The 13,125-nt window shown below is 47.6% G+C and carries 4 protein-coding genes and 1 riboswitch; of the genes, 1 reads left to right on the forward strand and 3 read right to left on the reverse strand.

Annotated elements, in window-relative coordinates:
* Positions 1–153: 153 nt before the first annotated feature.
* From BP95_RS0110910 to BP95_RS0110925, 3 genes are all read right to left on the reverse strand, one after another.
* Complete coding sequence (locus BP95_RS0110910) at positions 154–6,888, reverse strand: non-ribosomal peptide synthetase (RefSeq protein ID WP_231515089.1); 6,735 nt, start codon at positions 6,886–6,888, stop codon at positions 154–156.
* Positions 6,879–7,634, reverse strand: a complete 756-nt coding sequence (locus BP95_RS0110915) for a 4'-phosphopantetheinyl transferase family protein (protein WP_021254826.1) — start codon at positions 7,632–7,634, stop codon at positions 6,879–6,881. Before BP95_RS0110915 ends, BP95_RS0110910 begins: the two co-directional genes overlap by 10 nt.
* Positions 7,635–7,717: 83 nt before the next feature.
* Positions 7,718–7,804, reverse strand: a riboswitch (cyclic di-GMP riboswitch).
* Between the two features lie 568 nt (positions 7,805–8,372).
* Positions 8,373–11,495: a copper amine oxidase N-terminal domain-containing protein gene (locus tag BP95_RS0110925; protein WP_028532160.1), complete on the reverse strand. Its 3,123-nt coding sequence runs from the start codon at positions 11,493–11,495 to the stop codon at positions 8,373–8,375.
* A gap of 238 nt (positions 11,496–11,733) precedes the next feature.
* Between BP95_RS0110925 and BP95_RS32395 the strand changes: the two genes are divergently transcribed.
* A protein-coding gene (locus BP95_RS32395) for an IS3 family transposase (RefSeq protein WP_155987224.1) occupies positions 11,734–13,088 on the forward strand; the annotation gives its coding sequence in 2 pieces (ribosomal slippage) (positions 11,734–12,187 and positions 12,187–13,088; 1,356 coding nt in all).
* Positions 13,089–13,125 lie beyond the last annotated feature (37 nt).

Consider the following 13,125-nt stretch of genomic DNA (forward strand, 5'->3'; position numbering starts at 1 on the left):
ATGCCAATGCTTTTTGGTCTTTTTGCTGATTGACGTATGCCTATCAAGTTATGATAGGGCGCTCTTCGAGCTGCATATAAACCGCAATCAACCTCTCTTCTGCCATTCTCGATGCCATCCCCCCTGCACATAATATCGCTCCGAATAGCTGGCCTACTTGTTCGTAAGAGTTAGGAAGCCAACTTCGAACCCGTGTCGCAGCATATTCGTGACTTGAGCTTCACCAGGTACAGTCCAGGAAAAGCCTAATGCAGCAAGCGTAGATACCGTCCGTTCTGCAGTTAGCTCGAACGCTGTTAGCACAGCGCCTTCATCCATCCACCCGTTATGCAGCATCACATTCTCGACTGCCTCAAGCTTCGCCCCCTGTTCATACTGCTCGAACAGATAGGATAGGAACTTCTCCATTGGCAGCTTCGCAACCTGAACATCATTCCGCCCAGCCAGCATTTCGGACATGCTGATCAGATGAGGATTATAGATATGGTAGATCTCATCATGCAGGGCAGGCTTGTCATGCAGTGTAATAATCGCACGGCTCACCTGATCTACGAAGGATAAGTCTGTATCCTGACCGGAATCAGGAACAGCCCCCAATTGGATGAAGGACTTCATCGTCTTGTAGAACGCATTGTCCTGGATATTCTCCTGGAACTGACCGCTCTCTGAGTGACATACAATGTTACCAACTCGGTAAATGTTCGTATGCAGCCCCTGCAGCCGCGCCTGTTCTACCAATTGCTCCGCTTGAAATTTCGTCTTTACATAATAGTTGTCATGCACTTGTCCGATGTCCAAGTCATCCTCCGTGAAGAGAACGGCTTCCTTGCCTTCAATCGTTCCCATCCCGACCGACATTGTAGAGACGTGGTGGAATCCCTTCTTCGTGCCGGTTGCTGCCAATTCCAACAAGCGCTCCGTCGCCGTAACATTGTTCAGTACGAATTCAGAATAGTGGCCATAATGCTTCACATTGGCCGCAGCATGGATGATGCATTCCACTTCATCTGCCAGCTTAGCATATTCGTGTTCAGCGAGTCCGAGATGTTCGTCACTCAAGTTCGCGTTAACGACTTCGATTCGATGTCCGTGCGTGTCTGTCAGTGCTGCACCGAAATAATAGGCCAGCTTCTCGTACAATCTGTGTCGAGCCTGCTCCGGAGATGTCCCGCGAACAATAGCAACCACCTTGCTGTCAGTGCAATGCAGAAGATCGCGAAGCAGGTAAGCACCCAAGTATCCTGTTGCACCTGTAAGGAGAACCTTAGCATAGTTCAACTGCTGCGATAGCTCTCGATTGTGATAAGTTTCGTTGCGGCTGCGATACTGCTTCCAAGCTTCCGTTACAGCCTTATCCTCCACGACCACTACTTCCTCTGCATACATGGCACGAATCCGCTCCAGCTTATCCTTCATATGGTTCGGACGATACTTCATCCGCAATGCCAATTCTCGGATCGTCGGATATGCGAATACGTCGCTGACGTCAACCTCGTATTCCTGCTTCAACTGCGCAACAAGCGTGATCGCCTTCAAGGAATGCCCGCCTAGCTCAAAGAAGTTGTCGCAAACGCCGACCGTTGTCAGGCCAAGCAGCTCCTGCCATAGCTCAGCAAGCTTCATCTCCGTCTCACTGTCAGGCGCTACGTAGCCGGCTCCTGTCCACTCCTGCTTCGATGGCGCAGGGAGCTTCGCGCGATCGATCTTGCCGTTCGTGGTCAGCGGCATCTGATCGAGAAACGCATAGTAAGTTGGGATCATATAATCCGGCAAATGATCAAGCAGATGCTGACGAATATCTGCAGCTGTCACCGTACCTTCCGTTACGATGTACGCACAGAGCGCCTTTTGTCCTGGCGATTCCTCAATATCGGTAACGAGTGTTTCTTTCACGAGCTCATGAGTTCGGATTTGCGCTTCAATTTCACCAAGCTCCATGCGATATCCGCGAATTTTCACTTGATGGTCTTTGCGTCCTAAGAACTCGACTGTTCCGTCCGGCAGCCAGCGAACAAGGTCGCCTGTCTTATACAGCTTCTCTCCAGCCTTGAACGGACTGTCGATGAACTTCTCGTTCGTCAAGTCCTCGCGATTCAAGTAACCACGCGCCACGCCATCGCCGCCGACCCACAGCTCGCCCGCTACGCCAATCGGCTGCAGCTTGCCATAGTTGTTCACTACATAGGCTGTCGAGTTCGCAATCGGCGCTCCAATTGGGATCGATCCGTCCTGCTCCGCTGCAATATGGTGGCAGCAGGAGAAGGTCGTATTCTCTGTCGGTCCATATCCGTTCACGATTTGAATTGGCGCACAAGCATGAAGCACCCGGTAGATATGCTTCGGAGACAATACATCTCCGCCAACGAGCAATGTTCGCACAGGTTCGAATAAGCGCTCATTTTTCTCAACTAGCTGTGTGAATAACGGTGAAGTCAACCACATCATAGTGATGCCGTGCCGTACAATCGCTTGTTCCAACTGCTCAGCATCCAAAATCGTCGGCTTGTCAACGAGTACAAGTTGAAGTCCGTTCAGAAGGGCTCCCCATATTTCAAATGTCGAAGCATCGAATACGAGAGAACCAGTCTGCAAAATGCGATCACCCTCTTGGAATGATACGAAATTCGTATTCTTCACAAGGCGAATCACGTTGCGATGAGTGACCATAACTCCCTTCGGCTTCCCTGTCGATCCCGATGTGTACATTAAGTACGCGATATGCTCAGAATTATTGAGATCATCTATGTTTTCCGTTGACTGTACAGCTAGTTCCGAATCCGTGAAACTGATGCTGCTCAGTCCTTCCGGCAATCGTTCAGTCAAATGGTCGCTTGCGAGTACGATATTAACACGGCTGTCCTCCAGCATATATTGAATCCGTTCCTGCGGATAATCTGGATCGATCGGCACGTAAGCACCGCCAGCCTTCAAGATTGCGAGTACACCGATAATCATTTCTGGTGTGCGCTCTGTGAACAGACCAACCGGCTGTTCAGCCTTCGTCCCATGCTTCTGCAAATAATGCGCCAAACGATTGGCCTCCGCATTCAGCTCCGTATAGGTAATTTCACGTTCACCAGACATAAGCGCAACCCGATCAGGCGTTACACGCACCTGTTCCTCGAACAGACTGTGTACAGTCGCATGGCGAGGATATTCGGCATCCGTATTATTGAAGTGGTGCACGATTTCTTCCCGTTCTTGATCCGTAATCAGTTCAAGTTCTCCAATGCTGCATGACGGCTGCTGTGCTGCCTGCATAGCAAGCTGCTCGAAATGCCCTGCCATTCGTTCTACAGTTGCCCGTTTGAACAGCTTCGAACAGAACTCAAAGTTGCATTCGAGTTCCTCTTCACGCTCGATTGCCTCCAGCGTAAGGTCGAACTTCGATGTGCCGTTATGATAAGGCAGCTGTGTGAAGACGGCATCTCCAGCTTGAAGCGAAAGATCCCCCATGTTCTGCATGACGAATACGGTATCGAACAATGGATTGCGGCTTACGTCCCGCTTCAGCTGCAGGCGTTCAACCAGGCTGTCGAGCGGGTATTCCTGATGCTCATAGGCAAGTAGAAGCGTATCCTTCATCTCATTCAAATAATCAGCAAAGGCCTTGCCGCCCTCTGGGAAGCTGCGAATCGGCAAGGTGTTGACGAACATGCCCATCATTCGATCTACATCAGTATGTGTTCGAGCAGCAATCGCACAGCCAACAATCATATCCTCCTTGTCCACATATTTGGACAAGAGCACATTATATACCGACAACAGCACCATATAGAGTGTAGTTCCTTGACGGAGAGCCAGCTGCTTCAATCCTTCCACCGTCTTGGCAGACAATGCTATACGCACCATATCGCCTTCAAATGACTGCACATTCGGACGAATATAATCGTATGGAAGATCCAGCAGTGGGATGTCCCCTTCAAGCACACTCAGCCAATACTGTTCATGTGCTTGTTCATCTTGTGCACGCTTGGACTGCCACTCCGCATAGTCCTTATATTGCAGCTTGATTGAGGCCAGCTCCTCGCCCTTATAGATTGCAGCCAGTTCTTCTGCAAACACACTGAGCGAGGTTCCGTCGAAGACGATATGGTGAATATCCAGCATCAGTATGTAGCTGTCTGCTGCCACTTTCGCAATCGCAGCACGTAGAAGCGATTGCTCCTCCAACTGGAATGGACGGACGAATTCATTCGCCAGTTCAGCAGCAGTACGGCCCTCGGCCTCTATAATCGGCACATCCATATCAACTGTCTCATGCACCTTCTGTACGATCTGTTCCTCTTCCCAATGGAATGAAGTACGGAATGCTTCATGACGCTCTACGATTTGGTGTAGAGCCTTCTTCAGGCGGCCGGTATCCAAATGGCCTTTCACTTCGTACACGAGTGGAATGTTGTAGGCCATGCCAACTCCGCCCCGTTGTTGCAGCGCGAACATACGTGTCTGTGCAGGTGCGAGACGATAATGCGCCTTCTTCTCGGCTGGCGTTATCGATTCGTATTGTTCTTGCGCTCCTCCGTCGATAATTGCAGCAAGCTTGCCGACATATGGATTCGAGAACAATTCCTTGAAGGACAATGAGATATGGAAGTCAGCTGCGATACGTGCTTGCAGCTGTGCCAGCTTCAACGAATGCCCGCCAATCTCGAAGAAGTGATCCGCTGTGCCAATTGGAGAGATGCCAAGCAGTTCCTCCCATATCGCCGCAAGCTTCTTCTCCGTATCCGTTACAGGAGCTTGATATTCGGTAGAGATGCGCTCCTGCTTCTCAGGCTGAGGCAGCTTGGCCCGATCAATCTTGCCGTTGATCGTAAGCGGCATGCGCTCCAAGAACATGAAGTATGCCGGCACCATGAACTCAGGCAAATGCGAAGACAAGTACTCTCGCATTGCACTCGCTGTCATGCCTTCTTCCGCTACAATGTAAGCACAGAGAGCCTTCTGGCCAGGCGACTCTTCAAAAGCTACAACCAGTGCTTCCGTTACTTGCTCGTGCGTATGAATCTGCGCTTCAATCTCACCGAGCTCCATGCGATAGCCGCGAATCTTCACTTGATGATCTTTGCGTCCGACGAATTCCAAGTTGCCATCTGGCAACATGCGCACAAGGTCACCTGTTTTATAGATTCGTTCGCCAGCTACGAATGGACTATCCGCGAACTTCTCACGCGTCATCTCATCCTTATTCAAGTAGCCACGTGCTACGCCTTCACCGCCGACCCACAGCTCTCCTACAGCGCCAATCGGCTGCAGCATGCCGTAATCATTGACAACATAAGCGGTTGAGTTCGTAATTGGCGTACCGATAGGAATTGTCCCGTCTCCCTCTTCCTTCATCAGATAAGAAGTAGAGAAGGTTGTATTTTCAGTAGGACCATAAATATTCGAAATCTCAATCGGTGCACAGTCCTTAGCCGCTCGATAGAAGTGCTTTGGCGACATCAGCTCTCCACCGACAAGCAATTGGCGAAGCGGCGCAAATATGCGCGGATTGCGATCAACCAATTGAATGAACAGCGCCGTCGTCAAGAACATAATCGTTACCTGATGGCGGATGAGCGCTTCCTCCAGCTGCTCAGCGTCCAGTATCGTCGTCTTATCGATGAGCACGAGCCCTAAGCCATTCAACAAGGAGCCCCAGATTTCAAAGGTTGAGGCATCGAAGACAAGTGATCCCGTCTGCAAAATACGGTCGCCTTCGCCAAACTTCACATAATTCGTGCGCTTTACTAGGCGAATGACATTACGATGAGTAACCATGACGCCCTTAGGTCTTCCTGTCGAACCGGATGTGTAAATGATATATATAAGATCTTCTGGCTGATTCACAGATACCAGATTATCGCTAGATTCATCAGCAAGGCTCGGGTCATCCATATGAACCTGCTCGATGGTATTCGGCAAATCTATATCTGACGATCTGCTAGTCAGTACCAGCTTCGTACGACTGTCTTCCAGGACATATTGAATGCGATCCTGAGGGTGATCGGGATCAAGTGGAACATAAGCTCCTCCCGCCTTGAGAATCGCTAAGATACCGACAACCATCTCTGCACTGCGCTCTGCCATAATACCAACAGACTGTTCCCGATCGATGCCAAGCTTCCGCAGCCTGCGCGCCAATTGATTCGCACGAGCATTCAACTCGCAATAGGTCAACTCGCGATCATCTTCGATGACAGCTACTCGATCCGGATGCAGCTTAGCCTGTTCCTCGAACAGCGCCTGAACCGTGAATGTATGAGGATATTCAGCTCGCGTCTGATTCATCCCCTCAATTAACTGGCGCTTGTCCTGCTCTGTCAGCATTTCCAGCTCGCCAATACGCTTCTGAGGATGCTTCACAGCTTCATCCAGCAGCTGCAAGAAGTACTCCCCCAGCTTCTCTACCGTCGATAACTGGAACTGATTTTCCTTGTAATACATTGTGAACATTGGTAATGCGCCCGTTCCAGCAGCATGCTGAATGCAGCCGTGCAGGTCACATACCTGCTCTCCCTCTGGAAGCACGGGCTGAACATCTTCTCCGTACCAGCAATACGTTGCCACATCACTGTCAGAAGCTATTTCAGAGCAAGTCAGGTTACGTCCTTCTGCGCAAGCCGACAAGCTGTTATGAATGCTCATAATTCCTTGCAAGGTTACGTCATCCTGACTGACTACTGTATGGTTGCCATTGCCGTGTCCCGCTTGAACGGCATGAAGAGTTACTTGCTGCGAGTTGTAGAACCGGGACAACAGCGTTGCCCACGCACTGAACATGACGGATTCCAACTTGACCGAATGCTCGGCCGAATGCTTCTTTAGAAGACGCATTGTCTCCTCAGGCAGTTCGATAGAATGTACGTCATAGCCTGCCAATCGTTCTACTGTCAATTCCATGAAAGCCAATTCTCGTCCTCTCCTTTATACGATCCAACCCATTTCGTAAACCTATGAGTCAACTGCTCCCATGTGATGTACTCTATTTGCTTGGCAAATTCCATATGCTGTGCGCACACAGTCATACTATAGCCTGTTACAGGAACGACATATTGCTTTACATAATTATGATCAACATTCCATAATTGATTATGCTGTATAGGTACAGCTGTCTCCTGCACAATCTCGAATGTGCTAGGAGGCAGGCTGAGACCCGTTCCTAATGCCTTCAGAACACTTTCCTTAGCCGTCCATATGTAAAAAAACAATTCCTGACGCGCACGACTGTCGTTCGTATTTGCAAGCAATTCCAACTCACGCGGCGAGCATATCAGCCTAGCCACGTCCATGTTCCATTCTCCTGCTTGCTCTATATCAATCCCGATTGGCGCTTCATCCAATGCCACTGCTATGAACGCACCGGCGTGAGAGATGTTGAAAAATACTGGATCACCCTCCACATATGGCTTGCCGAAGGGATGAGTGTGAATAACAAGTTCGTTATTCGAACATTTCAAGGTTCGACATAGCAGCATGCGTGCCAATATGTCAGCCGCAACCGTGCAATAAAGATCTTCACGGTTCCGAAGTCTATCTAACCTTTTGTATTTTTCAGGTGTAACGAACGGGATAAATCGATCCATCAATGAATCTATGTCTTCGTAGGAAGTACACTCGTCCCATTTTAGCAACACAATTTCCATCATTTACCCCAGCTTCTGTGCGCAAAAAAAAGGCCATTCTGCATAGCCTTGTCACCGAATAACCGTTGTGTAGTTACCGCAACATTAATGGCAACCCGGCCGCCGTAATCCGTGAAGATGTTAGGCCCGCGGCTTTGCGTCCTCATCTTTCGAAGAGTTTGCCTTTCAATCCTGATGTTGTTCTTCTTGATGTATCCATTGCGTGTTGCAGATCGATTATCAGGCAAGAATGTCATAGCAATGTTACGCACTAGTTCTTGTGACATGTATCGCGTGAATAGGTCTAAAGTACATATTACATATCAGCATGTTGGACGGTCGCATTCCCTATCCAACTCAAGACCCATATTTTATATCGGTTGCTCGAATGAAAAGATTAATACTTTTTCATAACACTTTTCAATTTTTCGACACGAAAAATCATTTTTTGTCATTTTATAGTCATTTTCAAGGTGGTTTCACCCTATTTCCGACAAAAACACCCCTATCCTCTCCATCCTTGCTCCCATAGATTCGTACAATTCCCTCCAACTGCTCGAACATTTGTCGATTTCCCTATAGAGCCACTACTGCTTAGCCCCCCTCTCCCCTACCAATTACCTAATAGACAGCACTGAAGTCATTTCTTACTCATTACACAACTCTCTTGTACTCTTGGTGATACATAAAAAGCCTCGGAAATCATTCCGAGGCTCTTATTGAATGCCATCTATCTATCTTCTCTATCCCACATCATGAGGATTAATATCCGTCACCAACTGTCATTTCGTTGGATGCAGTGGACAGCGCATTCACCGTTGCACTTCGTCCATCTGCTATGGACATCACGAATACTTTATAGGTAACGCCTGTGCGAATCGGATTTCCATATGCATCATTATCGGACAGCGAGAATATGGTTGAACCATCGCCTGATACACTAACCAATTTATAATTACTTCCTGCCACACGATTTGCCTGATCCAGGTTGAATGAACCCGCTGAACCGGAAGGAACAGCCATCACTGCGTAATAGGCAATTCCGTTATCACTGCCTGGCTTCGTGAAGTAAGCCTTGAAATCATTCACGCCTTCTCTCGCTGCAAACACGTTCGTAGGTGCCTGAACAGATTGATCTACCAAGGAAAATTCACCAGAAGGCGAAGACAAGGCATTCGAGGAGCCGCTTCTATTGTCAGCTACCGTAAGCACAAATACCCGGTAAGCAACACCTTTTTGAATGTCGTTGCCTTGAACATCCCGCAAGCCGCTTGTTAGCGATTGTCTTACATAGCCACTCTGATTCCCAACCCGAATGTAGCTGGATGATCTCACCTGTCCCGCACTATATGCGTCGAATGCATAGGACTGATCTGCGCGGACGACCATAATACGGTATTCATTTACGTACGAATTACTGGATGGTGCATTAAAGCCTACTTCAATGTCGCTGGCATTACCGTTTTTGCCAATAATCTTCGCTTCTACATTCGTCACAACATCAACCGAGGCATTGCCTTTAAGCGTCACCTCTGGAGATGGAGCAGACAACGCATTGTTCGCTTGACTATTGGAGCTTACAGACAGAACAAATACCCGGTAGCTGTTGCCGTTGCGAATCGGTGCTCCATCTACATCTCTTGCATCCGCATCGAATACATGCGACAAGCTGCTGCCACTCCGATACACGACAGCTGAGTTCCAATTATTAACTCGATTGGCCTCTGTTAGATTAAAACGGCTTGCGTTGGAAGACTTCACGACCATTACGCGATAATGGTTCACATTCGATTCATCTGCAGCACGGTTGAATGTTACACTCAGGTTTCGTCCATCATTGTAGTTTCCACCCAAACTGCTTGCCGATACGTTCGTTGCAGGGTACACCGTCGAATTGTTAGACAACGTAATCGTATCTGAAGAGCTGGACAGGGAATTCACATAACTACCGCGTCCAACAGAAAGCACATATACTTGGTAGCTGGTTCCGTTACGGATCAGGTCCCCATCTACGTCTCTCGCAGTAGAGCTCAGCTTGAGGCTAACGTCTCTGCCATTCGGGTTCATCGACGTATAATTGTAGTTGGATACGTTGTTCGCTTCGGATACATCAAAGCGGTACGATCTGCTCGTCTTCACAACCATAATTCGATACTGGCTAATATTCGATTCATCCGAGGCCCGGTTGAAGGTAACCATCATATCGCGGCCGTCATTATAATCTCCGACATCGCTTACTCTTACATTGGAAGCACTGTACACCGTTGAGTTATTCGAAATATTGATGGAATCAGATGCTCCCGACAATGCATTGTAATCAGAGTTGCTATTCGAAACTGACATGACGAACAGGCGGTATGTTTCCCCTCTGCGGATTAGTGAGCCATTCACATCACGCATATTAGATGGCAATGTTGAAGTAATGCTATAGCCATTCTTCGAGACATCATAATAATTGCTAGATGAAACCCGGTTTGCTTCAGTCAAATCAAAGCGATAAGCATCCGAATATTTCACTGCAAAAATCCGGTAGTAGCTTACGCGCGATTCATCGGAGGAGCGATTAAAGCTGATCTGAATATCGCGTCCATCTCCATAATTGCCCACTTGGCTGACCTTCGTAATCACTGGAACACCAGCTGATTGTCCAAGCGTGAACGAGGATGAGCCGGAGGACAGCTTGTTGGCATACGAGCTCGTATTGCTTACAGATACTACAAATACGGTATAAGACACATTATTGCGGATATATTCACCTGATGTATCTCTTGCCGTCGAACTCAAGGTTGTCGTCAACGTCGAGTTGCTGGACTTCGATACGGTCGTATAATTTTGGCTGGAGACGCGGTCTGCTTCATAAGCATCGAAACGAGATGCATCCTTCGTTTTAACGACCATAATCCGATAATTTAGAATTTGGCTATCGTTAGAAGGACGGGAGAAGCTGACCTGCATATCGCGGCCATCGTTATAATTCGCCACATTGCGCACTTGCACATTCGTTGCCGCCGCAACCGCATTGTCGCCTAACGTAAAGGTTGAAGATGGGTTCGAGAGCACCTGTTGGTTGCTCGTTCTGCCCACTGACAATACATAAGCTTCATACTTCACATTCGTGCGGATGTAGTCTCCATCTACGTCACGTGCTCGGGAATCCAATCTGACTACAGGATCGTCACTGCTCTTGTTCACTACGGTATAATTGTTGGAAGATACCGAACGAGCCTTGTTCAAATTAAAGGAGTTCGACGCTTTAACAATCATGACGCGATATTGATCAAGGTTATTTTCATACTGTTCCTTGGAGAAGCTGACACGAATATCGCTTGCATCTCCGGATTGGCCTGAGATCTGTGTTGTCACATAATTGACGCCTCTAAGATTGCCGGAGTAGTCGGGCTCATCTGGGTATGTTGGACGATCCGGGTACGTTGGGCGATCCGGATATGTCGGCGAACTTCCAGAAGTCACGCGAACGATTCTCGTTTTGTCGTCATAGTTGATTGTGGCGCCCAATGCTTCACTTACGAAGCGTACCGGAACCATCGTTTTTGCATTCATTATTCTAGATGGAACATCCATATAGACAGTTCTTCCATTGACCGTTGCCGCTTTGGAGCCTATTGTTAAAATTACAGAGGATCCTCCCTTGTAAGCTGTCACCTTCTTCGTCTTCGTTGCCCCATCGAAGCTTACACTGGCACCGAGCGCCTGGAAAATATCCGCCATCGGCAGCAGCACACGGCCTTGCGTGTACACAGCATCTGTTCTAACTTGTTTACCGTTCACATAGACGGTGTAAGCAGGCGCTGCTTGCGCTGGTGCAGGCGTTACCATCGTAAAGCCGAGTGCCACCGCTACAAAACCTGATACTAGTTTTTTCACTCTTTCACCCTCCTAAGTTGCATTCATATTCCAAGTATAAAATTACCACCTTCAACTTAGATGCATCAAATGAGGAAAATGTTTCATACTCCTTTATAAAATTTATTAGATTGTGACAAATTTGTGTCATATCATCATTTGCCGATTCCACATCAATGAAAAAAGCCGTTGGAACAACGGCTAATGAACTGCACCCCAATTGTTAGACACACTCTAACAGTTGGAGGTGCAGTTTTTTATGACTAAATTTACGAAGGATAGGAAATTGGCGATAATTCAAGGGTACAACCCTGATCTTCTATCGCAGACAGAATACGCAAACGAAATGGACGTTAACAAGTCCCAATTCCAATATTGGCTGAAGCTCTATGAGATGCATGGTGAGTCTGCCTTTACTAACGGCTATACAAATTATTCGGCAAGCTTTAAACTGGACGTACTTAATCATATGGCTCAATCAAAAGCTTCTCTCATGGATACCGCTGCTCTATTCAACCTTTCGAACTTTTCCATCTTGCATTCCTGGCAGAAAAAGATGGAGACAGACGGTTTAGAAGCCCTTGAGCCAAAAAAGAAGGGGCGTCCATCCATGAAGGAAAAATCCAATTCGTCTACTAAACGATCCGTAGTTGAAGGGTCTGTCGAAGCGCTCGAAGAACGTATCAAGCAGCTTGAAATGGAGAATGAGTATCTAAAAAAGTTGAATGCCTTAGTTCGAAACAAGGAACAACCACCAAACAGGACAAAGCACAAACCGTCTGGGAACTGAGGCATAAATATCCGGTGAAGGCACTCATACAGCTGGCTGGTATCCCGCGTAGCACCTATTACAACCTTATAAAGCGTACAAACCAATCAGATCCGAATGCGGATTTGAGAGCTGAGATCCAGTCCATTTACACGGAACATGATGGACGTTACGGATATCGTCGTATTCGTGATGAATTGGCAATCCGTGGGTGGAAAGTGAACCACAAGAAGCTTCAGCGGCTCATGAAAGAGATGGGGCTTAAATGCCTAGTCCGCATGAAAAAGTATAAGTCATATAAAGGGGCTGTCGGCAAGACTGCACCGAATCATCTGGATCGCCAGTTCACGGCGGAAGCGCCAAATGAGAAGTGGGTAACGGACATCACGGAGTTTAAGTTATTTGGAGAAAAGCTGTATCTGTCGCCTATTTTGGACTTATACAACGGGGAAATTATCACCTATACCATTGGTTCACGACCAACATATTCTCTGGTATCTGAGATGCTGGATGCAGGACTGGAGCGTCTGCCGGAGGAGCACCATCTTCTTCTTCATTCAGATCAAGGATGGCATTACCAAATGAAGCAGTATGGCTATGCGCTTAAGTCGAGAGGCATTCTCCAAAGTATGTCACGAAAAGGGAATTGTTACGACAACGCCGTCATAGAGAATTTCTTCGGCATTCTCAAGTCGGAGTTTTTGTACTACAAAGAGTTTGAAAATGTGGAACATTTCAAGGAAGAACTGAAAAAATATATTGATTACTACAATACTAAACGGTTGAAGGCAAAATTAAAAATGAGTCCGGTACAGTACCGAACTCATTTTGAGAAAGCTGCTTGATGAAATAACCGTGTCTAACTTTTGGGGGTCACTTCAT

Source organism: Paenibacillus sp. UNC217MF (genome assembly GCF_000686865.1).
GTDB classification, from domain to species: domain Bacteria; phylum Bacillota; class Bacilli; order Paenibacillales; family Paenibacillaceae; genus Paenibacillus_B; species Paenibacillus_B suaedae.